The following is a 26677-nucleotide window of genomic DNA, read 5'->3' on the forward strand; positions in this document are numbered from 1 at the left end:
AGAGGATAGATGAAGAACTTTGTGAAAGAAAAACGCGTGAAGTTCAATATGACACAAGATTATCTCTCTGATCAACTAAATGTCTCAAGACAAACTATTATTTCATTGGAAAAAGGAAGATACAATCCATCCATCAATTTGGCGTTTAAATTATCACACTTATTTAACTGTACGATCGAAGACCTATTTGTTTACGAGGAGGATGAAGAATTAACGAATGATTGATTTTGTGTCAGGGGATTTTATAAGTTCTATTACCATTTAATTTGTCTTTATTGAATGAATTAGAATTAGAGGTGTCTTTGATGAACTATACAATAAAACAAATTCTTTTGAATAGGGTATTTAGACGAGCTTATTAAACAGATTGTAAGGAGGTAAAACATGACATTGAAAATTGAGCATGTTACAAAGAAATTTGGGGATTTTATGGCAGTTAATGATCTATCCATGACAGTTAAACAGGGGAGTATGTATGGTTTTTTAGGTGCTAACGGTGCTGGGAAGACAACTATATTTCGCATGATCTTAGGATTATTGGATGCTACTGAAGGAGCTATTACGTGGAATGGACAACCAATTACCTACGCAAGTAGTAAACACATTGGTTATTTACCTGAAGAACGAGGCTTGTATCCAAAAATGAAAGTTGCAGACCAGTTAGTATATTTAGGACAGCTTCGTGGTATGAAGAAGAACGAAGCTAAATTCGCAGCGAGTAAATGGCTTGAACGTTTTGAAGTTCCTCACTATGCACACAAAAAAGTAGAGGAATTATCAAAAGGGAATCAGCAAAAAATTCAAGTGATTGCTTCTATAATTCACAAACCTTCGCTTATTATTTTAGATGAACCGTTTAGTGGTTTAGATCCAATAAACGTTGAAATGTTAAAAAAAGCGATATTAGACATTCAAAAAGAGGGGGCAACAATCGTTTTCTCTAGTCACCGCATGGACCATGTAGAAGAATTGTGCGAGCAACTTTGCATTTTACATCACGGGGAATCGATTGTAAGCGGAACTCTCAGCGAAGTGAAGCGAGGATTTGGGCTTCAAAACGTGCGATTGAAAGCTGATTTTGACTTAACATATTTAGGACAAATGGATGGTGTGAGTTCGTTTAAACCTTCAAAAGAAGGTGGTATATTCCAAATTTCAGAAGAACGTACAGCACATGAATTATTACGTGCGGCATTAGAGAAAGGGAACATTCGTTATTTTGCAATAGAAGAACCATCTTTACATGATATCTTCATCCAAAAGGTAGGTGAAAATCATGCGTGATTTCTGGACAATATTTAAACAATCTTTTTGGACAAAAGCAAAGACAAAGTCATTTGTCATTACAACGCTAATTGTAGTGGCGGGTATTTTCTTAATGGCGAATCTTTCTAGCATCATTTCAAAAGTTCAAGATGTAGGAGTCTTTGGTGAAGGTGTAGATGATCATACAATATTAGTAGTTGATAAGAGTAGCAGTATAGTCACTCAACTTCAACGACAATTAGATATGTCGGATAGCGGTATTACATTAAAAGTTACAACCAATTCGAATGATGAGCTTGAGAAGCAAATAACAGACAAAGAAATTGCCAGCTTTTTAGTTTTAGTATTATCTGATAAAGATACCATTCAAGCATCGTACATATCGGAAAATGCCAATACTTTTGAAATACCAATGACGATTCGAGAAGCTCTGCAAAGCGTTCAAACAAATATTAAAGCAAACTCTTTAGAATTAACAGAAGAAGAAGTTTCTCAATTATTTTCTCCAATTCAATTTGAACAAACGGCAGTAAGTGCTTCTTCGAAATCAGAAAAAGAATTAAGCGAAGCACGAGGATTGGTTTACGTCTTAATATTTGTCATCTACTTTGCTGTTTTCTACTATTCAAATATGATAGCGATGGAAGTCGCAACTGAAAAATCATCACGCGTAATGGAAATAATTATTTCAAGTGTGTCGCCAGTTAAACATATGTTTGCAAAAATTGCTGGTGTAGGAACTCTGGGATTGTTGCAAATTTCATTATTCGGTTTGGTTGGATTTGCGGCATTACAAACAACTTCATCCGATTTAACATCTGGAGTTTTCTCATTTTTCGGTTTCGCAAATGTCAGTATAAGTACAATGATATTTGCAATTGTGTTCTTCATACTCGGCTATTTCTTATACGCTACTCTAGCAGCGTTGCTAGGATCTCTTGTGAGTCGTACTGAAGATGTACAGCAAATATTGTTGCCTATGACATTTTTAATTATCATAGCATCTTTCGTGGCATTTTCAGGACTTGGGAATCCACAAGCAACTTATGTGCAAATTGCTTCATACTTCCCATTTTTCACACCCCTTGTGATGTTCTTACGAGTGGGTATGCTTGATTTGCCTGTTTGGGAGCCGGTACTCGGAATCGGAATATTGTTAGTAACCATATTTATTTTAGGTTGGTTCGGTTCACGAGTTTATCGTGGAGGCGTGTTAATGTATGGTGCATCTCAATCATTAAAAGATATTAAAGCAGCTATTCAATTAGGAAAAAAATAATGAGCTAAAAGCTAAGAAAGAATAACGCTTACTTTACTTCATAGAGAAACAGCTGTCGAAGATGAGATTTCGGCAGCTTTTTGCATTAATTACGTGTTTGCCACACTGTACCGTTAAGAAGAGACAGTTCAAGTGTCGAGCGATAGCTCAGGTGTAATTATTTGCTGTATCGTTGTAATTATGCAAGATGACGTTGTAAAAATAGACCTCTACGGTGTAAAAAAAACTGATCCACATTGTAATAGTAAAATTAAGTAAGTTAATTAATCTCTTAATGTACAACAACATATTACGATCTATTTACCTAAAAAAGAAGAATATGCTAGGTGACTTGTGTGAAATTTGAAATAGTAAAAATGATTTAATCCACAACTACCATTTGATAGTAATTTACCAATTCAAATGTTAAAATAAGAACAAACATTCGATTATTGGAGGAGGGTTCCCACATGACTGCTATTCGATTTTTTCACGTAGCTGATTTGCATCTTGATAGTCCATTCAAAGGTGTTACCTCAATGCCTGAGCATCAATTAAAAATGCTACGAAATAGTACATTTGAAGCTTTTCAAACTCTTATTCAAACGGCGGTTCTAGAAAAGCCTGATTTCGTTCTTATCGTCGGTGATATTTACGACGGAGAAGATCGAAGCTTGCGTGCGCAACATAAGTTCCAACATGGGATGGAAACTTTAGATAAACATCAAATTCCAGTGTTTCTTTGTCATGGTAATCATGATCATCTTGGTGGGAAATGGACACGCTTTCAACTTCCATCAAATGTACATGTATTTCAAAATAAAACCGAAAAAGTCCATATTCGTATAAAACAATATGATGTATACATAAGTGGATTTAGCTATAAAGAACGACATGTTAAAGAGTCGATGATGGCTTCATATGAAGAAGCTGCACAAATCGATGCGCTACATATTGGCATGTTGCATGGGAGTCTGGCGGGGGACGCAACACATGACGTGTATGCGCCTTTCACAAAAGCAGAACTCATTAGCAAAAATTACGATTACTGGGCGCTTGGGCATATCCATAAACGACAAGTCTTACATATGGAACCACCAATTGTTTATTCAGGAAATATTCAAAGTCGTCACCGTAATGAAAAAGGGCCAAAAGGGTATTATGATGTCACTCTTGAAAAGGGAGATGCACGTCTTACATTCATGCCTACTTCTGCGATTATTTATGATGTGGTTAATTGCTCATGTGAAGACATTGTTCACGCGAATGAGTGGTTTGAGGCAATTGAAAAAGCCATTGATCAGTTTCGGAATAAACATGGAGCTGGCGTAATAGAACTCAATTTAACTGAAGTAGATGTTAATAATCTAGCAATGCTTGATGGGACTCCAATGGATGAATGGCTATCAATGATTCGAGAAACCCAGGAAATGAAAGAACCGAATGTTTGGGTGCAATCTATCTCAATTGAAACTTCAAAAACCATTGAAATAGAGTCGAGTGGACTAACGGAGAATGTGATATCTGTAATGGGAAAATGGGATTCACAACAATGGAAAGAAATCGTTAGTGATGTGTATCAACATTCACGGTCGATTCGATTTATGGACAAATTAGCAGACGAAGACTATAAAACCATAGAAAAAGAAGTGCGAGATTTTTTACAAAAAGAACTCTTAGTAAAGGAGTGAGGAAAACCAATGCGCATTCAAAAACTAGTTATTTATGGATTTGGGCAGCACGAAGATATTACAATTGAACTAAAAGATAGGATCAATGTATTTTTCGGATGCAATGAAGCAGGCAAAACAACGATTCAACAGTTCATGTTGTCAGTGCTGTTTGGGTTCCCTCTTCGAAACCAAGGCCAGCTTAGATATGAACCAAAAGGTGGAGGGCGTCACGGTGGACAAGTTCATATAAGCCACCCCAAGTTCGGATGTGTAGTGATTGAACGCGTTAAGGGGAAATCTGCTGGTGACGTAATAGTTTTCTTTGAAGATGGAACTAGAGGTGAAGAAGAAGCATTGAAAAAGATGCTTTATCGATATGATCGTGCCTCTTTTGAGTCAATTTTCTCGTTTTCCATTCATCAATTACAAAACTTCGAAAAGATGACTGAAGAAGAACTGAGCCGAACATTACTCGCTTCAGGTACAACTGGAGTAGATGTTATTACCAAGCTGGAACAACGTGCGACAAAAGAAATGAATGCCTTATTTAAAAAATCTGGAAAGAATCCTCTAATGAACGTGAAAATTGAAGAGCTTCGAACACTCGAACAAACATTAAAAGAAGAAAGAGTGAAAATTAACCAATATGAACCTTCAATTTTACGCATGTCAGATATTGACCAACAACTGGACATGTTGAAAGATAAAGAACAACAACTTAAATTTCAAAATGAGCAACTTGCTAAATATCGTCAAGCAAAACCATTGTTAGAGCAACAACTTGAGCTCAATACAAAACTTGCCGCTATTAATCAACTTACATTTCCAAAAGAAGGAATTCGACGATATGAAGCGATAAAAGATCGTTTACAAGAGCATCAAGTTCAAATAGAGCAACTTCAACAAAGTATTTTACAGCTACAACAACAATCTAATGAACCATATGAATTTAAACGAATAACAGAAATGGAGGAATTATTGTCAAAAGAAACAGAGTGGCATCACTGGCAGCTTCGAAAGCAACAACTTACAACTGAACTTGAACAAACGAAACGAGAAATGGAACAGCATAGCCGGTTACTAGGAATTAAAGATGAAGCTCATTTTAACCTTGTGAAAGATATGGATGTATCACTTCAAAAAGAAGAGCATTTCCAACAAGTAATGCAACAGTTACTACAAGCTGAAGAAGAGACACGTTTTGAAATTAAAAGCCGTGATCGAGCGCAAAGCGAAAGTGAAGAATTTGAGCGGAAATTAGTTCAACTCAAAACGTCAGCTCCATCTGAAGAGGAACAGCAACAATCTGAAAAACTGCATTATTTGATAAGACAACTTGCAGAACTAAAAGCACAACAACAAGTTGAGACTGAACCTACAATTAAGAATACAAATACACATGTCATTGTGAGTGTGCTGATCCTACTTGCCTCTATAATTGGAGCTATTTCTTTTGGGAATGGGGGAATCGCAGTTGGTGGTATTCTTTTAGCAGGAGTAATCTTTGTTTTATTGAAGAGCACGAATCAACCTAAGTCTGAAAAACAAACGCAAAATTATCATGCGGAAATAGTGTCTCTTCAACGACAACTGTCAAAGACAGAGCAGCTAGCTGGACAAGTAAGCTTATATAATGATCGACTTTTGCAACTTACTGAGCAACGACAAGATAGACAACAATTATTAATGAAAATTGAACAAAATGTAATAGCCGTTATTCAAAAACGTAATGAAGCACAAGAAACCCTGAACCAATTTCTAAAGCTTCACGGATTTGATGGGCTGTTGCAATCACAATTGTTTCCAGAACTCTTCAAACGTATTCGACAAATTCAAGAACTACATCAATTAAATATACGCAAATCGGCTGAACATCAAGTTGTTGTGGAGCAAATTCATACGCGACTTACTAAGTTGGAGAAAGCTACAAGTGAATCAATTTCTGAAAATCAGGCTTATAGTCGTTTGCGAAACATTTCCAATGCACTTAAAGAGTGCAAAAAAGAGCAAGAACATGATCAGGAACAAGTAAAAAAATGGGCATTTCAGTTAACTGAAAAACAAAAATTGTTTGAAGTGCAGTCAAATGATATTCAAATGCTATGGAGAGAAGCGCAAGTTGACACTGAACCTTCTTTCTACGAAGCGGACTCAGTATTTCGCCAAAAAGAATCCTTTCAACATAATTTAAAAACAATAAATATACAGTTAGATTCTATTGGGAAAATCACTTTACCAACAGAAGATGAAGACCAACAGGAATTCCAACTCGAACAACTAGAAGAGCACTCGAATCATATAGTAAGGACTCACAATGACTTGCTAGAAGAAAGAGCGTTATTAAAACAGCAAACTAGCTCGATGTTAAGTGATGAACACTATGGTAATACACTTCAACAATTTGAACAAAAGAAAGCAGAGCTTGCTGAACTTGCACACAAATGGTCCGTTAATAAGGTGATTACTGAGGCCGTCAGACAAACGATGTATAATTTAAAAGAGAAACGTCTTCCATTTGTTCTTGAAAAAGCACAACAATTCTTTACTCAGTTAACGAATGGTCGTTATGAATCACTTGCAGTAAATGAAGAAGGAATTTTTGAAGCCATTAATCCTCATGGCATGCGTTTTCGTATTGCTGAATTAAGTCAAGCAACTAAAGAACAAGCGTATATTTCTTTACGCTTTGCTTTGTCAGAATCACTTGTTGATTCTGTTCCACTTCCAATAATAATGGATGATCCTTTTGTCCATTTTGATAGTTTCCGAGTGAAACAAATGGTACAATTAATGACAGATTTAGAAAACAATCATCAATTCTTATACTTTACATGTCATGAAGATATGACATCAATTTGGCCTTATGCACACGTCATTGATGTCTCAACTTTACAAAAAGAAAGGAGTGTGCCATTGATATGAAGGGTATTACACAATTAGCAGTGGGAGAAGCTGTAGACCATTTTCTACTAATTAAACAATCTACAAAGGCTTTTACAACTACGGGAAATAAATTTATGACACTGATACTACAAGATAAGAGTGGAGATATTGAAGCAAAACTTTGGGACACAACTGAAGAACATGAGACCTTGTACCATTCGGAGGCGATTGTCCGTGTAGGTGGCGAAATCCAACACTATCGAGGAAAAAACCAATTGCGAATTAAAAGTATCCGTGCTGCAAAAGACGATGAAGGCGTTTCGTTAACTGATCTTGTACCGTCTGCAGAAAAAGCTAAAGAAGTATTGTTCGAGGAATTGATGCAATTTTTCTTTGAAATGAAAAATCCCCACATTCAACGTATTACACGGCATTTATTAAAGAAACATCAAGCTGCCATCATGACATTCCCAGCAGCAACTAGAAATCATCATGATTATGTCTCAGGATTAATTGATCATGTTGTTTCGATGTTGAAACTCGGAAAGTCATTGTGTGACTTATATCCATCGTTAAATAAAGATTTACTATATGCAGGCATCATTTTGCATGATGTAGGTAAAGTTACAGAGTTATCTGGACCAATCGCAACTTCTTATACAATTGAAGGGAATTTAATAGGCCATATCACCATTATGGTTAATGAAATTTCAAAAGCAGCAGAAGAATTGCAAATTAATGGAGAAGAGGTAATGCTTCTTCAACATATGGTGCTATCACATCACGGTAAAGAAGAGTGGGGTAGTCCAAAAAAACCGATGCTACGTGAAGCCGAAATGCTTCACTATATTGATAATATTGATGCGAAGATGAACATGCTAGACAGGGCATTAAATAAAACGAACCCTGGTGAATTTTCTGAGCGTTTGTTCCCGCTCGATAATCGCTCTTTCTACAAACCTACATTCGAGTAAGGAAGGTGGGGCAAGTCAAGCTAGATCCATTACACTAAGAAGTTTTTAACCACCATAAAAGGCGCTCCCCATTTGCGGAAGCGCCTTTTTATGTATCTCTTATTCAGCAGCAGCTGGTTCAGCTGGCTCAGGGTTTAAAATTTGATCAATTGCATCTTTTAAGTCTTCGTCTTTAATTTTGATGTCAGCATCGTTCATTAATTTCGAAACTTTAGGCAATAAAGTAGTTGTATCTGCTTTTTTCAATTTAAGAGTATTAATAATTTCATCTTTATTTTCATCTAATGTCCCAATGTCTGTTTCTCTTTTTTTTGTAACTTCAATTATGTGAAAACCGAAATCTGATTGAACTGGCTCACTAATTGTATTAAGTTCTAAAGCGAAAGCTGCTTCGGAAAATTCTGGTACCATTTTGTCTGAAGTAAACCAGCCAAGTTCGCCACCTGATTCTTGTGCCGCTTCTTCAGTTGAGTACTCTTTCGCAACTTCCGCAAAGTCTGCTCCGGCATCAAGTTTAGCTTTTACTTCTTTAGCAGTTTCTTCATCAGCTACTAATACATGACGAGCATTTAATTCAGTTTTCATGGTATCGTATTGAGCCTTAACTTCTTCATCTGATACTTTAACGTCTTCAGTCAACGCTTTTTCTTGCAATAAATTTAAACGAATGTATTTTTTGTAGCTTTCTTCTGTTTGCCCCTGTTCTACAAGGTACTGTTCAAATGTTTCACCCATTTGTTCTTTTTCTTTTTTAAATTGAGCTTCTATTTCTTTGTCTGATACTTCATATTCTGAAGCCAATACTTTTTCGATAATTAATACTTGAAGTGCTTGCTTACCGACAGACTCTTTCATTTCTTCATAAAGTTCGTTTTTAGTAATATCTCCAGCTTTAGATGTTACAACTTTTGCATCATCTGATGCTCCGCCGTTACAAGCTGATAAAGCTAGAACCGATGCTGCTAAGGTAAATGTTAAAACTGATTTTTTCATGAGAGTCCACTCCTAATTGTCATCTTTATGCAGTAGTTACTATACCATAAACGATATGAAAACCAAAATGGTTCCTTAGTTTGCCTACAAAAGAATCAAAAAAGTGCATACGATAACAAAGAGGAGGGGGGTGTGCGAAGTGAGTGGTGGATATCCGCAACAATCCAACTTTGCGTTAATTGTTGTATTATTTATTTTATTGATTATCGTAGGGGCAGCGTTCTTGTACTAAAAAAAAGCGAAGCAGGCCATTATAGTCAGACAACGGTACTGGAAAGGACAAATAAGTTAAAGAAGGTTAAATACGCGACATCGTGCTCCTGCAGTTACTTGTTGCAATGCCTTTATGAACCATATCTTATGGATCCAAGCTTAGTGACGGTCTAGCCTGTGAAGCTAGAAAAAAGACTTTAAATAAAGGGATTTCTTAAATGAGTAAACCTTTTATAAGAAGTAAAGAAAAAGTCCATTTGCCTGCTTTCAGGCGAATGGACTTTTTTATGCGGTTAAAGTAATTTTCACATAAAAGGAAATGAGTAAAATCGTAATCAAAACATTAATGGTTCGGAAAATCTTATTATGTTTTTCTTCAGGAATTTCCCGTACCATACATAACGCGTAAGTCATTCGATTAATCTGAAATAAGTACACAACTGAGAATAGCACTATTACCGTAATAATCATGTCTATTCCTCCCCTCTGCCCAATCCTCACAATCATAACAAATTAGCGAGAAAAAGAACAGTAATCAGACTAAATAGTAGCAGGAGGGACTAAAATTTCATAACCTGTGTCTGTTTCTTCAATAAACGCTTTTTTAGGTGAGCGGGCTAGATTTTTAATATATAATAAATCAATTAGACATAGACCACTATGAAACGCGAGTAAAATTGTAAAGTAGTGACCAAATGCTGGTAGCATGAACGCGCCAGCTACAAGAATACTGTTAATAATAAAAAATGGAGCAAGTAAAGCGAATAAGAAAAGAGCTTTAGGTACAGGCTCTTTTATTCGTATGGATAAAATTGGTATAAAGTTGAATTGTTTTTTTACTGAGAACTGAATATTATTACTATAACGAACTAACGGTATACAATGAAGTGCTTTATGAATTGGATAGATCAAAACAAAGCTGAGTATAAAAATGGAAAATCGTTCGTCAGAAAGTCGACTATCATTTAAAATTCCAATCATCACATAAAAGAGTGAAAAAACAGCAATGACGAGTATTGACGATAACATGAAAATACGGTCAAATCCGTATTGTTTTTTTACGTTTATAGTTTTCCAGCAGTGCACGGTATGCATCTCCTAATATAAAATAATATGGTGGCAGATACATACATTACGATGTTTTGTTGGAAAAAGCAAGTCTACAAATATTACATTTTTGGTAACGGTCTCAATCGTTGCTTTATTTTGCTTTATCTTTAACGGTTGGTTTGATGTTTCCGATTTTTTCATCAAAGATTTGATCAATATTTTTAAATGAGTGTTCGAAAATTTCCATAAAGTCATCACCATAAATATTACGAATGACAGCCATCACTTCCATGAACTCAGGAAATCTTCCGTATAAATCTTTAAGAGGAAGTGAACTTTCAATTACAGAGTGCTGGGAATCGTGGTAATGTTCGATCATATCAATTAGTAATTCTTCACCTTTTTCAGTTAGTTCAATATATGTATTCCTTTTGTCATCTTCTCGTTTTGAAAAAGACAGTAATCCTCGTACTTCTAGTTTTTTCGAAAAGTTGAATGCAGTTGACACATGCATTACTCCAAACTTCGCAACATCTGAGATGGAGGCACCTTGTGAATGGTATGAAATCCATAAAATATGATGTTCATTAATATTCAAGTCATAAGGTTTTATCCATTGTTGCCAGTCTTTTTCCACAGCTTTCCAAAGTGCTTTCGATAGCTGGGCAATCCTTTGGCTATATAGCATGGCTTCTTTCATTGTATACATTTGTTCAGACATGTCGTCACCTTTTTCCTTTAATAGTCAGTTTCTATCATTATAGCAAAAAAGTAAAGAGGCGCATAGTTAGAATGTTGAAAAAATTTTGAAAAAACAGCAATTATCTGTTTTTCAGGAAAGAACATGTTCGTTTTGATCTATTCATAGTTAAGTGATTTTAATGATTTTACGCAATTCTATAAAAAAATGCCCTACAAGTTACTTGTAGGGCAGAGTGACAAAAATTTAGATAGCGGGTGAAGTATCTTTTTGGTTTTTGGCTAACGATTTTTCTAGTTCTTCCAATGCCATTTGAATTGAGGTAATCTCAGTTTGTAAATTTTCTTGAATCGGACCTGTTTTAGTTTGCCATTCTTGAACGGACTCTTTTAAGTCATCAATTGTTTGTGGAACTTTCGTTTTTGCTTCTTTGGATAAACCAGCAATCGATTCTTTTAAATCACTAATTTGAAATTTCACTTCAGAAAGTTTCTCTTTCCAATCAGATGATGCTGTTTTGAAATTCGAACGCAAGTCGCTACCAGATTGAGGTGTAGAGAATAAGACCGTAGCTGTACCTGCTACAACACCTGTTACTAGACCAATAAAAAATGTAGATGCTTTCATTTTAGGTGCACTCCTTTCATATACATGTACTATTCCTCATTTAAATTAATTAAAACATGTAGGACAAGCAAAGACAACAAAAAAGGGTCTGCCATAATGGCAGACCACATAGTTTATTAGTTTGAAAGTGCTGTATCGAATTTCGATCTCTTTACCAATTGAGTAACAATTGGGAAAATAAAGAAAAATGCGATGGCATTTAATGCTACAGTTGGCAGTACGACACCGATAACTAGTCCACTAAATGGTATCGGTAAATCTACACCTAGTACAAAAATTGCAACGGATAAGAAAATAACTCCTGAAAATAATGTGCCAATTGCTGTAAGTGCTACTGCAATAGGAAGTTTAGTTGCAAAATGTTTCAACGCGACAACTACTGCAAAAAATACAAATGCTGTAATGAATTTATCAACGACATTTGGAATAAATCCTGCTGGGAAAGTTGAAAACAGTCCAGATATTACGCCTGTAGTGATAGCTAATAAAAATACATGCGATATTTTGGGAAATAGTAGAATTCCAATAAACATCATTGTTAACATAAAGTCTGGTTTCATCCCACCACTAAATCCTGGAATAACTAAGTACAATGCTGCACCTACACTAACTAATAGGGACATTAACACTAAATTCTTTGTATTCATTTTCTCATCTCTCCTCAGCTCTTCTATACTATTTTTTGGTTCCCCTGACGTATCATTTGATCGGCAGCGAGAAACTTACTTATCATTTTACAGTGTGAATAGGGAAAATACAAGATTACTTGTTTAGATTTAATCGAATTTGTTCTGCATATTGGGCAAACATTTCACTCGTGTATTGTTTTTCTTTTGTTTGCCATACAGCTTTAAAACCATCCGTCTGATCATATCTTGGAATGAAATGAAGATGGAAATGGAATACACTTTGTCCAGCAGAAGCACCATTGTTATTCATTAAATTTAAGCCAGCTGGTTGGAAAGAAGCTTTAAGTGATTCTGCAATTTTAGGCGCAACAGAAAATAATTGTCCTGCTTCTTCAGAAGACATTTCATACACATTTTCATGATGTTTTTTTGGTATTAGTAATGTATGTCCTTTTGTAAGGGGCATAATATCCATGAAGGCTAATACATGCTCATCTTCATAAACTTTTGTACTTGGAATTGAACCTTCTACAATTTTGCAAAACAAACAATCACTCATTGTGGGCACTTCCTTTCACTTAGATGGTTCTAAGTTTATCATAGTTAAGGAATGCAAGTGAAAAGCAATGCAACGATTATTTTGATAAGATAAAGAATAAAAGGGGTGCAACTTTATGAACGTATTAGAAGTAAGTGCAGTAACTGGTGGATATACTCGCAAACCAATTATTCATGATTTGTCTTTTTCTATTGCACCTGGTGAATTAGTCGGTCTCATCGGACTAAATGGAGCAGGGAAAAGTACAACAATTAAACATATTATTGGTTTAATGAATCCAAAAGATGGAGAAATCCGTATAAACGAAGTGACTATGGAAGAAGACATGGATACTTATCGATCTTCATTTTCCTATATTCCAGAAACACCTGTTTTGTATGATGAATTAACACTAAAGGAACATTTAGAACTAACAGCTATGGCCTATGGATTAGATAATGCAATGCTTGCTGCACGATCAGAAGTGTTACTAAAAGAGTTTCGCATGGAGAAACGATTAAATTGGTTTCCATCCCACTTTTCAAAAGGGATGCGCCAAAAAGTCATGATTATGTGTGCATTTCTAGTAAATCCTTCTTTATATATTATCGACGAGCCATTCGTGGGACTTGATCCACTGGGTATTCAATCTTTGCTTGATCAAATGAACGAAAAGAAAAAATCTGGTGCATCGGTGCTAATGTCTACGCATATTTTATCTACAGCTGAACGCTATTGCGATCGAATTTTGTTATTGCATAATGGTCGAATACGTGCACAAGGGACAATGAACGATTTAAGAGTAGCATTTAACATGCCACTAGCTACTCTTGATGACTTATACATTGCGATGACTAAGGAGCGAGACAATGAAGAACCTGCATGACGTGTGGCATATACGTTTTCTTCATTATGTAAATGAACTTCAAAAATACTTGAAATATGTATTCACGGGTCATCTTGCAATTGTCATTGTGTTCGTTCTTGGAGCAGGTGGTTATCAATATAGTGAATGGTTGAAAACAGTATCAAGTGATTTTCCAGGTACGTGGTTAGTAGCGTTCGTTATCGGCGTGTTACTTGCGTTTAGTATTCCAACAACATTGATTCGTGAACCAGACCAAGTGTACCTACTTCCACTTGAAACGAAATTAATGACATATATGAAAAAGGCATTATCCTGGACGTTTTGGTCACAACTTTTTGTCGTGGTCGTGCCATTTATTGTGGCACTCCCTTTATTGAGTCAAGTAAGTAAAGTTCAGCCAAAGACACTAGGCCTTGTATTTATCCTTATATTGTTAATGAAATGGTGGAACGTGCAAGTGGAATTTGCATTTAGATGGTCCAATCGAGGACAAGGGATATGGGGGGATCGCATTGTTCGTGCTTTAGTATCTATCGCTATACTTGCTAGTGCGTTCACGATGAATCCGCTGTATATTGCGTTGCTGATAATTCCTATTGTATTTTATTACATTTCGTGGACTCGTCATTTAAAAGGACAACCTTTTCCTTATGAACACTTTGTGGAAGTGGAACAAAATCGAATGTTACGTTTTTATCGATTTGCAAATTATTTTACTGATGTTCCTCATATTCAAGGAAGCATTCACCGTCGTGCTTGGCTTAATGTCTTATACGGATTAGTGCCAAGTCATCAGAAAAATGCTCAAGACTATTTGGTGTTCAGAACTTTCGTGCGAACGGATGACACGTTTTACTTATGGCTGCGTTTAACTTTACTGTCAGCTTTAGGAGCAGCGTTCATTGGTATTCCAATAGTTGTCATGGTTTTTGTTGGTGCGTTGTCATTTGCTTCTGCAATTCAAATCAAGCAAGCACTGTCAGCATCCAGTGAATTCAGAATGGATATGCTTTTCCCAATTGATGAAAATGCTAGGAGTAAAGGTATTCTAAAACTGGTACGTGTTGTGCAAGTCTTGCAAGCTTTGATTGTACTAGTGACTGTCGTGATAGTCGGGGGAGAACATGTGAGTTTATATGCATTGCCGATTGTTGTTTTAATTGTAAGTGAGATTACCTTAAAGATGAGTAATTAAGTAAATGGTCTCATAACCCTGTAAATTTAGGGTTATGAGACCATTTTTAATTGATGGTATCAAAAAGGCAATAATTTTTCGAGCGGTCCATTTGGTTGGATAATTTCTTGAATGTCGAGGATGGGAATAGGGAAGTATGGGAATCCCCAAACGTATGGTGTAATTTCATACAGTTGGAAATAGATAACCAGTGAATGGTCGGCAAGGTAGAAATCTTGATCAGGTCTTATTGTAGTAAACTCTCCAAGAAGTTGGATTTCCCAGTCTTTAATTTTCTGTTGAATGATAGACGATAAAATGGTGACATAATTACTTTCAGGCTTGAATAAGTCCTTTAATTCATACTGTTTGCCTGTCGTAACATCAAACGTTAAAGATTTAACAATGGTCATTCCATGTGCGCCACCAGTGAAAGCATAAACGGTGAGGGTTAAGCTTAAAATATTTCTTTCATTTGTCTTGATTTCAAATTGACCAACCATTTCTATGAGGTTTGAATCATGATATCCAAGCTCAATCATTGTCTTATTTAATGTAGAAACAATGGCTGAGTTTATCTTCATTTCCGCCTGAAGATTGGCCAGACCTAATACAAATGGATAATAAACGTTAACTTTTGGCGTTTGTTTTTGAAGTATTCGATAGCCAACTGCAACTGGTAAATCCAAGAGAACATCCTTTCAATAGTATAGTAGCAAATCAAGTGTTTTTTGATCAGTCATTATCTTCCAAAATAGTTACCTCAAATGTGCCTAGACCAATAGAAGATGATAGTTGATTCGTAAGTTCTTGAATATAGTTTTCCGCTTTACTTCGATTTGAATCGATTCCATGTAATACAATTGTCATTTGTTTTTTCTCCATACTAAAAATCGTGTACCCAATACTTCCGGTAGGTTTGTACCCTTCATCTTTTAATTTAGTAATAAGCTTTTGTTGAAAATCAGTTTCAGTTAACTTATTTGTAACTACTTCGACATCATTAACGGAACGAATATAAAGATCCTGATCAGATTCAGGTGACAACGTTGCTAATACAATAACCAAAATGACAATAGTAAGTAACAGGAAACTAAGCAGAATTACTACTTTGTTTGAACTTTTCATACTATTCCTCCAATTAATCAATCGTTGTTAAAGGATATGCCACAAAATAATAAATATTCCCATAATAACAACTACATAATAGGTAGGAAGGATGGACTTTTTCAGGTGAATTTTAAAAGATGGAGAGCATAGTTCGAGGGGATTTCACCAACAATTCTTACAGTTAACAATAATAAACCCGACACCAAATATATGATGTCGGGTTATCCTTTATTCCACTTTTTGATAATCCAAAACCGCTGCGCCCAAAGTTTTTGCAGCTACTAACATGGCATTCTCATCGAAATCAAATTTTGGGTGATGATGAGGATAAACTTCACCTTGAGGCTCTGCACCTGTGAAGAAGAAAGTGCCTGGGACTTTTTCTAAGTAGTAAGCAAAATCTTCGCCACCCATTTGTTGTTGAGTTTCACGAACTTCGCTAACCCCTGGCACTTGTTCAGCCACTTCTTTTAAGAAATGAGTTTCAGCTTCATGGTTAATTACTGCGTTATAGCCTCTTTCATATGAAAATTCATATGTGCAATCATTCGCAAGGCATGTTCCTTGAATTACACGATTCAATTCCTTTTCGATTAAATCACGCACTTCAGGGTTAAACGTACGGACTGTACCGATTAACTTCGCGGAGTCTGCAATGACGTTAAAGGCATTTTGTGCAACGAATGAACCAATTGTCACTACTGCTGAATCAATAGGATTAACTCGACGAGATACTATTTGTTGTAAGCTTGTAACGAGTTGCGAAGCGATAACAATTGAATCTTTTGTTTGGTGCGGGCTTGCTCCATGACCTCCACGACCTTGAATAGTTATTTCGAACCGGTCAGATGCAGCCATAATAGGTCCAACTCGGTATTCTATTGTTCCTGAAGGAGTCAAAGACCATAAATGTGTACCAAAGATGGCATCGACTCCTTCTAAACAGCCGGCTTCAATCATCGGTTTTGCTCCACCTGGTGCATACTCCTCTGCATGTTGATGTATTAACACATATTCACCTGATAACTGTTCACGCATGTCATATAAGGTTTTTCCTAGGACTAATAGCGTGGCAGTATGTCCATCGTGACCACATGCATGCATGACACCATGTACAGTTGATTTATAGGGTACATCTTTCTCGTCTTGAATTGGTAATGCATCGAAATCTGCACGTAATGCAACAGTTTTACCTGGCAATGCACCTTTAACACGCGCCACCACGCCATTTCCTCCAACGTTAGGTGTAAATTCAATACCTAAATTTGCATAATAATCTTGAATATACTTCGCTGTATTGGTCTCTTTAAACGATACTTCAGGATGCATATGTAAATGGCGACGGATAACGAGCATTTCTTCAAATGCGTAATCTAATTTTTCAAATAGTTGTTGTTTCATAGTAATTCTCCTTTCGACTTACGAAATGGTTTTAATCTTTGTAATTATATCATTCGAAAAGCTACTGAACAATTGAAGGATTTTAAATTATACAATAATTAAAATCTGTATCTTATTTCAATTAGCTGTTGTTAATGTGATTTAAAATACATTCTATATAGGAAGAACAATACACATTTACTTTCTGATAACAGGAGTTTCTTTTTATTATGGCTAAAATTAATATAAAACTTTCTAATCACATTTAGTTTCTTCTGCCATACACTATGAATATTGAACGGAAGGAGATTAGCATAAATGAATGGTCAACCAGAGAAATCTGTAGAGTTTGTAAGTCATTTTGATCCATATGTGTATCAAACTTTAACAACAATTATTGGTACAAAAATTGTTGTCCAGTTAACAAATAATAGTGTCGTCAAAGGTGAACTAAGCAAGGTTTTGCCAGATCATATTGTTGTTGAAACTAACAAAACACCATTTTTTATCCGTACCCAACAAATTATTTGGGTGTCACCGGCTATTTCCTAGCACAAACAAATTCTCTTGATCTCAGTCATATAAATAACATTGCAAGGGCTGAACCCCTTAAATGATTAAGTGTGAAAGGAAGAGATTTCATTTTTAAACGAATGAATAGATTGCAAATTGAGCTACCGATACCTGAATATGGTGATGCGAACGCCGCTGCAGCGGTACAAGAGCTTTTAGGCGGTAAATTTGGTGAAATGTCCACATTAAATAATTATATGTATCAATCATTTAATTTTCGTCAAAAAACTAAATTTAAACCATTCTATGATCTGGTTGCAAGCATTACTGCGGAAGAATTCGGCCATGTCGAGCTAGTAGCTAATACTATTAACTTATTACAAAAAGGGACTTCATTTGCGGGGAATCCGAATGTAACTCCTTTACAAAATGCAAAAGATAAACGCAACACCTATGCCTTTATCGCAAATGCTCAGACTGCTTTAGCAGGTGATTCAATGGGCAACGCGTGGCGAGGAGATCACGTGTTTTCTAGTGGAAACTTAGTATTAGATTTACTTCACAACTTCTTCTTAGAATGTGGAGCGAGAACACATAAAATGCGCGTATATGAAATGACAAATCACGACACTGCCAGAGAAATGATCGGCTATTTACTTGTACGAGGTGGCACGCATGTTCTGGCTTATGCAAGAGCAATTGAGATGGCAACGGGGGTAGATATAACAAAAATGTTACCGATTCCTAATTTAGATAATCGAGCATTTGATCACGCAAGAAAGTTTGAAGATCAAGGTTTAGGAAACGTCTTATTTACATGGAATGATGAAGGTTATTATAAGGATATTCGATCCATTTGGAAAGGGAAAAATCCAACTAGTGGACAACCGCTTATTGTTCAAGAAGGCACACCTAAAGGTGGACCGATTCCAGACCTTGAAGATCTTCCAGAAGAATTTGCGCCTGGAATTGGACCTGATGAATATGAACAAATTGCCAAACGATTATTGGCAAATATGTAAAGGTATATGATATCTAAGGATGGTCGATAGTTTTTTTGTGAAGTGAAATTATAGTGTTTATAACCAAGTGAACTTGGTTATAAGAATACAAAAGCGCGCTATTCTTTTACGGGAATTAGCGCGCTTTCGGGATTATTGGCTTTCTTCGTCTTTTTTTTCAGTCGAATACGTGGTTACATAAGAGGCACTTGAGAAAATATTAGGACGTTTGTCAATACCATCGCCAGTACCGCGTTTTTCATGTGCTTTGTTATATGCTTGTGACGTTTGCCATGCAATAAAAGAACTTGGTCCTGTCCACTCGGTTAAAATAATATACGTATCTGACCCAATCGGACGTAATACACGTATTGCAATAAAACCAGGTTCGTTTTCAATTGCGCGTGCACGATTATTAAAACGATGCTCAAAAATTGGGCGACCTTCATCGGTTACAGGAATATTGTTGAAGACAAAATAGCCTTGATCACTTAATTCGCCGGAAGCATCAATTACCTCGTATTTTCGTGGCGTTTGAAAAAATGTTTCAGAAGTTGATTCGTGAAGTAGTACCGCGTTTCCTTCACCGTGAAGAACGAATAAATTTTCTCCCACATGTTTTTCCTTTAAAGAATTCATAAATTCAGGTGTACCTGATGTTAAGTAAATGTTCATTTATTATCCCTCCGCATCTATTATGTACATTATAATCTTCCCTACTCTAAAACGCTCGAAACAAACCTTTGTCAAAAGAGTGTCTCCTAATCTAGACATTTCTATGACAATTGCACGTGAAATCTATACAATAAGATAGTGAAGGTCTATATTAAGAACGAATATAAAACAATAATATAAAACAACAACTACAAATGTGTGAAGTTGAAAGGCGGGTAATGGATTCATGAGAAAGATTAACGATATATTTTTACGTGCTGCTAGAGGCGAGAAGGTTGAATACACACCGGTTTGGTATATGCGTCAAGCAGGTCGTTCACAACCCGAATACCGCAAAATAAAAGAAAAGTATTCATTAGAAGAAATAACGCATCAACCAGAACTATGTGCGTATGTCACTCGATTGCCTGTTGACAATTACAATGTAGATGCAGCTATTTTATATAAAGACATCGTAACACCGCTTCCAGGTATTGGAGTGGACGTGAAAATTAAAGCAGGTGTTGGACCTGTGATATCAAATCCAATTCGTACGGTTCAAGATGTAGAAAAACTTGGAGAACTTTCACCACAAGATCATATTCCTTTTGTTCTTGAGACAATCAAGATTTTGACAAAAGAACAACTCGATGTACCTTTAATTGGTTTTTCAGGAGCTCCATTTACACTTGCGAGTTACATGATTGAAGGTGGACCGTCAAAAAGCTACAACAAAACTAAATCATTTATGGTGTCAGAACCTCAAGCATGGTTTGCGTTAATGGACAAGCTTGCAGATATGATTATCGTTTATACTACAGCGCAAATTGATGCTGGAGCAAAAGCTATCCAAATTTTTGATTCATGGGTGGGTGCATTAAATATTGAAGATTACCGAATCTTTATTAAACCAGTAATGACTCGCATCTTTACCGCAATTCAAGAACAAGGTGTACCAGTTACAACTTTTGGAGTTGGCGCAAGTCACTTAGCAAAAGAGTGGCATGATATGCCAGTAGATGTAGTTGGTTTAGATTGGCGCTTATCGATAAATGAAGCTCGTGCAATGGGCTTAACGAAACCTCTTCAAGGTAACTTAGACCCATCACTGTTGCTAGCAGATTGGTCTGTTATCGAAGCGCGTGCAAAAGATATAATTGATCAAGGAATTGCACATCCAGCTCACATTTTTAATTTAGGTCATGGTGTATTCCCTGAAGTAAATCCGGATATTTTAAAAAGATTGACGGACTTTGTTCATGATTATAGCCGACAACAAATAAAAGCACATTCATAAAGCGTTCATATTCGCACTAATAAATTGAACATGGCAATATGAAGATTGTAAATAATTAAACGAGGTGATGAAATTGTCTAAGAAAACGATGGGTCTGCTTGTCATGGCTTATGGTACACCATACAAAGAAGATGATATAGAACGGTATTATACGCATATTCGTCGTGGTCGTCCGCCAACTCCAGAAGCGCTAGAGGAATTAACGGGACGTTATCGTGCAATTGGTGGGATATCTCCATTAGCTAAAATTACACAAGATCAAGCGGAAGCTCTGCTTGTTCGTTTGAATGAAGTACAAGACGACATTGATTTCAAATTATATATCGGTCTAAAACATATCGAACCGTTTGTAGAAGATGCAGTCGAGCAAATGCATAAAGATGGCATTACCGAAGCCGTTTCAATCGTATTAGCACCTCATTTTTCCACGTTCTCGGTTAAATCGTATAACGGACGTGCAAAAGAAACAGCTGAAAAATTAGGCGGACCATATATTACATCAGTAGAGAGCTGGTACAATGAGCCGAAATTTATTCAGTATTGGACTGAAAAAGTATCGGCAACCTTTAGCTCTATGTCTGCTGAAGATCGAGCAAAAGCTTGTTTAATCGTTTCTGCACACTCATTACCAGAGAAAATAATCTCCAATGGAGATCCATATCCAGATCAATTAAAAGAAACTGCAGATTTAATCGCACAAGCAGCAGGTGTGGAAAATTATGAAGTGGGTTGGCAAAGTGCTGGTCAAACACCGGAACCTTGGATTGGCCCAGACGTTCAAGACTTAACTCGTGAATTACACGAACAAAAAGGCTATACAACTTTCGTCTACACACCAGTTGGATTTGTTACAGACCATTTAGAAGTACTGTTTGACAATGATTATGAATGTAGAGTTGTAACGGATGAAATAGGTGCTAAATACTACCGACCTGAAATGCCAAATACACAGCCCCTATTTATTGATGCCATGAGTGATGCTGTAGTAAAACATTTAGCTAACGAAAACAAGTAAACTGAAATCGGAAAGTGATGATGACTGTGTCTCAAGAGAAACGAAAAGTAGCGATTATAGGTGGCGGAATTACCGGATTAACGGCAGCTTATTACATGCAAAAAGAAGCGAAAGAAAAAGACTATCCGCTTGAAGTCATCTTGATTGAAGCAACTCATCGATTAGGTGGGAAAATTCAAACTGTACGTAAGAATGGTTTTATAATTGAGAGGGGTCCTGATTCTTTTTTAGCGCGTAAAAAAAGCTTTGGATTATTAGCTGAGGATCTTGGTATTAGTGATCAACTTGTCAGCAATGCAACTGGACAAGCATATATACTCGTCAATGATGGCCTATATCCTATTCCGGGTGGATCTGTCATGGGGGTTCCTACACAAATATCGCCTTTCGTTACTTCAGGATTGTTCTCATGGAGCGGGAAATTCCGCGCAGCTGGAGACTTCATTTTACCTAAGTCCTCGGTTAATGGTGATCAGTCGGTTGGACAATTTTTACGCAGACGTTTTGGCGGTGAAGTAGTTGAAAATTTAATTGAACCTTTATTAGCAGGAATCTATTCAGGAGACATTGATAAAATGAGTCTCCAAGCAACGTTTCCCCAGTTTTATAAACTTGAACAAGAACATCGCAGTCTGATTATCGGTTCGAAGAAAACTGCACCAAAACAACCCGTTCAAAAGTCCAAAGAAGGTATTTTCAGAACATTTAAAAATGGCTTAGAAACGATTGTAGAAGCAATAGAAGAACAGCTCAATCCAGGCACCGTGATGAAAGGTGTTCGTGTAAAACGCTTTGAAAGAGTTGGGGATAAAGTGAATCTGTTCCTCAATAACGATTCTGAAATGCTTCTCGATCAATTGATCATTGCCACTCCACATCTCGCAGCTCTTCCGTTATTTGAAGAACATGGCTTGATGACTGAGTTCCATGACATGCCTGCTACTTCGGTGGCGACTGTCGCTATGGCTTTTAAAGAAGAAGCGGTTAAACAAGAAAAAGAAGGCACTGGGTTTTTGGTGTCACGAAATAGTGATTATTCCATCACTGCTTGTACGTGGACACATCGTAAGTGGCCAACGACCACACCAGACGGACACGTCTTACTTCGTGGATTTGTAGGACGTCCAGGTGATGAGTCAGCAGTGGAATTATCTGATAGTGAACTTGAAAAAGTTGTTCTCTCAGATTTACGAAAAACCATGAAAATTGATCAAAATCCTCTATTCTCAGTGGTCACGAGATGGAAAAATGCTTCTCCCCAATACGTGGTTGGGCATAAAGAAAAAGTGGCTAAGGCGAAAAAAGAAATTCAAGAACAATTTCCGATGATTAAGCTTGCTGGAAGTTCTTATGAAGGTCTTGGATTACCAGATTGTGTCGATCAAGGCAAAGCGGCCGTGGGTGAAGTATTGGAAGAATTGTTTATGAATACAATTAAATAGTATGGATAAATCCAATTCCCAGCAAGGGTTTGGATTTTTTTCTTTTTCTTTTTCATTAATAAATGATGTATATTTAAATTATGATAATATGAGTTTAGGAGTGAAGAATATCATGTATGCTATTTTAAAATTTTTAATATTCATAATCCTAATATATGTATTTGATTATCTCTTGAAAATTACCATATTCCATCCATTAGGTTTTGATGGAATCATGAGCCTTTTTGTGCGATCCATTATCGCAACGGCATTGGCTATTATTAGCTCGTATTATATTTTAAGGATGATCGATGATTTATAAAGAAGAAAAGATTGATGAAATTTTTACTTGCATTGTATCCACAAAGCAAGTATTATAATGACTAAATGACCGATATGGTTTTTTAGTCATTTTTTATTTAAGTGAGGTGACATTCAAATGGATCGACGACAGGAAATTTTAGAGGCAGCAACGAAGTCATTTTCTTTATTCGGCTACAAGGCGACTACGATGGATCAAGTAGCGAAGCTTGCGAATGTTGGTAAAGGAACAATTTATACGTTTTTTGCCAATAAAGAAGAATTGTTTCATGAAATCGTCTTTACGATGATTACTGAAATGAAAGTTGAAAAAGATGCGATCATTTCTGAGCAGTTTTCGTTCCAGGAAAATGCCCATCTCGTGTTAATGAAAATGCTAGAATTCCGTGAACGACACGCCTTGTTAGCTAAATTGATTGCCGAAGAAAAAGATATGCAAACACCAATCGTTCAAGAAGTTCTTGTTAAAGTAGAACAGGAAATTGTACGCTATATTGCAGAGCATATCGAACGAGCTATTGCTAAGGGTGAAATAAGACAAGTTCATGTAGAATTAGTTGCTTACTTATTATTTAAAGCTTATATGGCTTTTGCAGTAGATTGGCAAGTAACACATGAACATGCTTTATCAGAAGAAAAAATTGTCGCCGTATTTAGGGACACAATTTTTCGCAGTCTCATCAAATGAGACTCTTTTTTTGGAGTATTATGACCAGTTGAACGTTTTGGTCAACGAGTTTTAGAGATGCCTTATTAGGAGGGAATTTTAATGATAAAACAAGAATTCTTAAATATCTTCAAGAATAGAAAATTACTTATTCCGATACTAGCTGTGCTTTTTATCCCCGTATTATACGCTGGGATGTTTTTATGGGCATTCTGGGATCCATACGAACAGTTAAGCGAGCTACCTGTAGCAATTGTTAATGAAGATACGGGAGCACAACTAGACGGGGAACAATTGACTGTTGGCAAAGATGTCACAAAGAAACTAATAGAAAGTGAACAGTTTCAGTTTGTGGAATTATCAAAAGAACAAGGTAAAGAAGCACTTGAAAATCAAGACTATTACATGATAATTGAAATTCCTGCGAACTTTTCACAACATGCAACAACACTTCTTGATGAGCAACCTGAAAAATTAATGATTGAATACAAACCAAATGAAGGTTTTAACTTCTTATCTGCACAAATTGGCGATACTGCCATAGAACGAATTCGTGCGGAAGTTAATAAACAAGTAGTCGCTAGTTATTCTGAAAAGCTGTTTGCCTCGATTACGAAAATGGGTGAAGGCTATGTCGATGCTGCTGACGGTGCTGGAAGATTATCAGAAGGTGCTAGCAAGCTTTCTTCTGGTGCGACAGATTTAAAAGGTTATTTAGAGCAGTTAGCTAGCGGTTCTGTCGATCTAGCCGATGGGTCTACTGAGTTAGCTTCAGGCACAGTTAAGGCTTCAAATGGAGCAAGTGAATTGAACACGGGACTTGATAAACTTTCTTCAGGGGCAACACAACTACATCAAGGAGCAGGCCAAGTATCTTCAGGAGCAGGCCAATTACAAAATGGTGTTGAATCTTATACTCAAGGTGTAGCAGAAGTATCGAACGGAATGGCGACGGCAAATGAAAAAGAGCGAGAACTTATTGCTGCATTAATCCAACTCCAAGATGGTGCTTCAACTGCTAATCAATCAGTTGAAAAATTAACTGGAGGTGCATCTGAAGTAACAGCTGGAATAGAAACATTATCTGAGCAAATGGCACCAATTTTAGCATCTCTACCAGAAAATCAACAAGTTGCTCTCAAAGGAGCTTTTTCACAACTACAACAAGGAAGTTCACAAGTTTCTCAAGGCTTAGGTGCATTAAAAGGAGGAACAGAACAACTTAGTGGTGGCTTGAGTCAAGCATCGACTGGTGCTGAAAAATTATTGTCAGGCCATACGGAGCTAGCAAATGGACTTAATACATTAAAACAATCTTCTGCTAAATTAAATGAAGGTGCTACAACGTTAGCAACAGGTAGTGATTCGCTGACGACCAAGCTAAGTGGTTTTCAAAAGGGATTAGCAAACGCATCTTATGGAAGTCAAGAACTTACGAGCGGTTTGCAAAACCTCGTACAAGGATCAAATCTATTAACTTCAGGTACATCTGAACTTGCTTTAAAATCGGGTGAACTTGCGAAAGGGTCAACTCAGCTCGTAGATGGAACAGCAGAACTTGAACAAGGCACAAACACTTTACAAGAAAAATTGTCAGACGCTTCAACTGAAGCTAGTGAAGTAAACCCAACAGATAAAACGATTGATATGGCCTCTTCTCCTGTAGCGGTTTCAAAGTCTGCAATAAATCACGTACCAAACTATGGAACAGGATTTGCACCTTACTTTTTGTCACTTGGATTATTTGTAGGTGCATTATTAATTTCAATCGTTTTCCCACTCGTACAATCTGCCATAACCCCGACGAGCGGTTGGGCATGGGCAACGAGTAAAATGGTCGTTTTAGGTGTAGTGGGAGTGGTACAAGCATTGATTGCAGTTGCTATTTTACTCTTTGGTTTAGGGTTAGAACCAGTCAATCTCGGTTGGTTTATGGCAACCACCGTCTTGACGAGTTTCGCGTATTTAGCTATTGTTCAATTGCTCGTTACCGTACTTGGAGACAGTGGACGTTTTGTGGCAATATTAATTCTCATCTTACAGTTAACAACAAGTGCAGGGACATTCCCTCTTGAATTAATTCCACATCCTTTGCAGATATTTAATCAGTGGTTACCGATGACGTATTCCGTACAAGGATTCAAAGCAGCAATTTCCTCAACAGATATTAGCTTTATTCAATGGAATAATGGAATTTTACTTGTATTCTTTATAGGAGCTACTGTATTTACCACTGCATACTTCCTGATGTTGTTTAAACGACGCTATTCACACTTTCAAAAAGAATAAAAAACAGCCGTTCAGGAGGGAAGTCCTGAGCGGCTGTTTTAATGCATGTTATAAACGTAAAAAGTTATGAAAGCCTCAATCTTTTTGCAAGGAAAGAAATGTCTAGCTACCAAGCTCTAGGCCCCTTCATTGGGTGAGAAAGGAGAAATGCGCCTAAAAATCC

The 26677-nt window shown here is 36.6% G+C and carries 28 protein-coding genes; 17 read left to right on the forward strand and 11 right to left on the reverse strand.

Annotated features, from left to right (window positions below; translation table 11 throughout):
- Positions 1 to 9: 9 nt before the first annotated feature.
- From E2636_RS04420 to yhaM, 6 genes are all read left to right on the forward strand, one after another.
- Entirely contained in the window at positions 10 to 225 is a 216-nt protein-coding gene (locus E2636_RS04420; RefSeq protein ID WP_134209143.1) for a helix-turn-helix transcriptional regulator, read from the forward strand.
- 159 nt (positions 226 to 384) lie between these two features.
- Positions 385 to 1284, forward strand: a complete 900-nt coding sequence (locus tag E2636_RS04425) for an ABC transporter ATP-binding protein (protein ID WP_134209144.1) — start codon at positions 385 to 387, stop codon at positions 1282 to 1284.
- Positions 1277 to 2545, forward strand: a complete 1269-nt coding sequence (locus tag E2636_RS04430; RefSeq protein ID WP_134209145.1) for an ABC transporter permease — start codon at positions 1277 to 1279, stop codon at positions 2543 to 2545. The genes E2636_RS04425 and E2636_RS04430 overlap by 8 nt, the downstream gene beginning before the upstream one ends.
- A 449-nt stretch (positions 2546 to 2994) precedes the next feature.
- The gene (locus tag E2636_RS04435) at positions 2995 to 4215 is read left to right on the forward strand and encodes a metallophosphoesterase family protein (RefSeq protein ID WP_134209146.1); all 1221 of its coding nucleotides are present in this window, start codon (positions 2995 to 2997) and stop codon (positions 4213 to 4215) included.
- 9 nt (positions 4216 to 4224) lie between these two features.
- Positions 4225 to 7119 carry an ATP-binding protein gene (locus tag E2636_RS04440; protein WP_134209147.1) on the forward strand — a complete coding sequence of 965 codons (2895 nt, stop codon included), beginning with the start codon at positions 4225 to 4227 and terminating at the stop codon, positions 7117 to 7119.
- Positions 7116 to 8054 (forward strand): 3'-5' exoribonuclease YhaM, encoded by a 939-nt coding sequence (gene yhaM / locus E2636_RS04445; protein ID WP_134209148.1) that lies wholly within the window; start codon positions 7116 to 7118, stop codon positions 8052 to 8054. The genes E2636_RS04440 and yhaM overlap by 4 nt, the downstream gene beginning before the upstream one ends.
- Positions 8055 to 8153: 99 nt before the next feature.
- Here the strand turns inward: yhaM and E2636_RS04450 are convergent, their stop codons facing one another.
- Complete coding sequence (locus E2636_RS04450) at positions 8154 to 9047, reverse strand: peptidylprolyl isomerase (protein WP_134209149.1); 894 nt, start codon at positions 9045 to 9047, stop codon at positions 8154 to 8156.
- 139 nt (positions 9048 to 9186) lie between these two features.
- On the opposite strand from E2636_RS04450, the gene E2636_RS04455 reads away from it, so the two are divergent.
- The gene (locus E2636_RS04455; RefSeq protein ID WP_017379242.1) at positions 9187 to 9279 is read left to right on the forward strand and encodes a YjcZ family sporulation protein; all 93 of its coding nucleotides are present in this window, start codon (positions 9187 to 9189) and stop codon (positions 9277 to 9279) included.
- Positions 9280 to 9545: 266 nt separating this feature from the next.
- On the opposite strand, the gene E2636_RS04460 is transcribed toward E2636_RS04455, so the two are convergent.
- The 6 genes from E2636_RS04460 to E2636_RS04485 all read right to left on the reverse strand — a co-directional run bounded on the left by E2636_RS04460 (position 9546) and on the right by E2636_RS04485 (position 12825).
- Positions 9546 to 9731 (reverse strand): hypothetical protein, encoded by a 186-nt coding sequence (locus E2636_RS04460; RefSeq protein WP_017379241.1) that lies wholly within the window; start codon positions 9729 to 9731, stop codon positions 9546 to 9548.
- Positions 9732 to 9800: 69 nt separating this feature from the next.
- On the reverse strand, positions 9801 to 10346 hold the full coding sequence (locus E2636_RS04465) for a DUF3267 domain-containing protein (RefSeq protein ID WP_134209150.1): 546 nt from the start codon (positions 10344 to 10346) through the stop codon (positions 9801 to 9803).
- A 115-nt stretch (positions 10347 to 10461) separates the two neighbouring features.
- Positions 10462 to 11031, reverse strand: a complete 570-nt coding sequence (locus E2636_RS04470; protein ID WP_017379239.1) for an HTH-type transcriptional regulator Hpr — start codon at positions 11029 to 11031, stop codon at positions 10462 to 10464.
- Between the two features lie 225 nt (positions 11032 to 11256).
- Entirely contained in the window at positions 11257 to 11637 is a 381-nt protein-coding gene (locus E2636_RS04475; RefSeq protein ID WP_134209151.1) for a YtxH domain-containing protein, read from the reverse strand.
- A 116-nt stretch (positions 11638 to 11753) separates the two neighbouring features.
- On the reverse strand, positions 11754 to 12284 hold the full coding sequence (locus tag E2636_RS04480; protein WP_134209152.1) for a tryptophan transporter: 531 nt from the start codon (positions 12282 to 12284) through the stop codon (positions 11754 to 11756).
- A 115-nt stretch (positions 12285 to 12399) separates the two neighbouring features.
- Entirely contained in the window at positions 12400 to 12825 is a 426-nt protein-coding gene (locus E2636_RS04485) for an HIT family protein (RefSeq protein ID WP_134209153.1), read from the reverse strand.
- Positions 12826 to 12940: 115 nt separating this feature from the next.
- Between E2636_RS04485 and E2636_RS04490 the strand changes: the two genes are divergently transcribed.
- Positions 12941 to 13690: an ABC transporter ATP-binding protein gene (locus tag E2636_RS04490; RefSeq protein WP_017379235.1), complete on the forward strand. Its 750-nt coding sequence runs from the start codon at positions 12941 to 12943 to the stop codon at positions 13688 to 13690.
- Positions 13674 to 14867: an ABC transporter permease gene (locus tag E2636_RS04495; RefSeq protein WP_134209154.1), complete on the forward strand. Its 1194-nt coding sequence runs from the start codon at positions 13674 to 13676 to the stop codon at positions 14865 to 14867. The genes E2636_RS04490 and E2636_RS04495 overlap by 17 nt, the downstream gene beginning before the upstream one ends.
- A 59-nt stretch (positions 14868 to 14926) precedes the next feature.
- On the opposite strand, the gene E2636_RS04500 is transcribed toward E2636_RS04495, so the two are convergent.
- The 3 genes from E2636_RS04500 to E2636_RS04510 form a co-directional block, all read right to left on the reverse strand.
- Positions 14927 to 15535: a DUF3298 and DUF4163 domain-containing protein gene (locus E2636_RS04500; protein WP_134209155.1), complete on the reverse strand. Its 609-nt coding sequence runs from the start codon at positions 15533 to 15535 to the stop codon at positions 14927 to 14929.
- Positions 15536 to 15581: 46 nt separating this feature from the next.
- Positions 15582 to 15974 carry a hypothetical protein gene (locus E2636_RS04505; RefSeq protein WP_134209156.1) on the reverse strand — a complete coding sequence of 131 codons (393 nt, stop codon included), beginning with the start codon at positions 15972 to 15974 and terminating at the stop codon, positions 15582 to 15584.
- Positions 15975 to 16184: 210 nt separating this feature from the next.
- Positions 16185 to 17357, reverse strand: coding sequence for a M20 metallopeptidase family protein (locus tag E2636_RS04510; RefSeq protein ID WP_134209157.1), 1173 nt, complete (start codon positions 17355 to 17357; stop codon positions 16185 to 16187).
- A gap of 297 nt (positions 17358 to 17654) precedes the next feature.
- On the opposite strand from E2636_RS04510, the gene E2636_RS04515 reads away from it, so the two are divergent.
- A complete protein-coding gene (locus E2636_RS04515; RefSeq protein WP_134209158.1) occupies positions 17655 to 17888 on the forward strand; it encodes a YuzF family protein in 234 nt (77 codons plus the stop codon).
- Positions 17889 to 17977: 89 nt separating this feature from the next.
- The gene (locus tag E2636_RS04520; protein WP_134211751.1) at positions 17978 to 18871 is read left to right on the forward strand and encodes a manganese catalase family protein; all 894 of its coding nucleotides are present in this window, start codon (positions 17978 to 17980) and stop codon (positions 18869 to 18871) included.
- A 132-nt stretch (positions 18872 to 19003) separates the two neighbouring features.
- Here E2636_RS04520 and E2636_RS04525 read toward each other — a convergent pair whose 3' ends face one another.
- Positions 19004 to 19525: an antibiotic biosynthesis monooxygenase family protein gene (locus E2636_RS04525; protein ID WP_134209159.1), complete on the reverse strand. Its 522-nt coding sequence runs from the start codon at positions 19523 to 19525 to the stop codon at positions 19004 to 19006.
- A gap of 226 nt (positions 19526 to 19751) precedes the next feature.
- On the opposite strand from E2636_RS04525, the gene hemE reads away from it, so the two are divergent.
- The 6 genes from hemE (at position 19752) to E2636_RS04555 (ending at position 26514) form a co-directional block, all read left to right on the forward strand.
- On the forward strand, positions 19752 to 20801 hold the full coding sequence (gene hemE, locus E2636_RS04530) for a uroporphyrinogen decarboxylase (RefSeq protein ID WP_134209160.1): 1050 nt from the start codon (positions 19752 to 19754) through the stop codon (positions 20799 to 20801).
- A 73-nt stretch (positions 20802 to 20874) separates the two neighbouring features.
- A complete protein-coding gene (gene hemH / locus E2636_RS04535; protein WP_134209161.1) occupies positions 20875 to 21816 on the forward strand; it encodes a ferrochelatase in 942 nt (313 codons plus the stop codon).
- 26 nt (positions 21817 to 21842) lie between these two features.
- Positions 21843 to 23258, forward strand: a complete 1416-nt coding sequence (gene hemY / locus E2636_RS04540) for a protoporphyrinogen oxidase (protein ID WP_134211752.1) — start codon at positions 21843 to 21845, stop codon at positions 23256 to 23258.
- 1 nt (position 23259) lies between these two features.
- The gene (locus tag E2636_RS19300; protein WP_243840728.1) at positions 23260 to 23559 is read left to right on the forward strand and encodes a hypothetical protein; all 300 of its coding nucleotides are present in this window, start codon (positions 23260 to 23262) and stop codon (positions 23557 to 23559) included.
- Between the two features lie 117 nt (positions 23560 to 23676).
- A complete protein-coding gene (locus E2636_RS04550; protein WP_134209162.1) occupies positions 23677 to 24246 on the forward strand; it encodes a TetR/AcrR family transcriptional regulator in 570 nt (189 codons plus the stop codon).
- Between the two features lie 81 nt (positions 24247 to 24327).
- Positions 24328 to 26514 carry a YhgE/Pip domain-containing protein gene (locus tag E2636_RS04555; RefSeq protein WP_134209163.1) on the forward strand — a complete coding sequence of 729 codons (2187 nt, stop codon included), beginning with the start codon at positions 24328 to 24330 and terminating at the stop codon, positions 26512 to 26514.
- Positions 26515 to 26677 lie beyond the last annotated feature (163 nt).

Source organism: Paenisporosarcina antarctica (assembly GCF_004367585.1).
Taxonomy (GTDB): Bacteria; Bacillota; Bacilli; order Bacillales_A; family Planococcaceae; genus Paenisporosarcina; species Paenisporosarcina antarctica.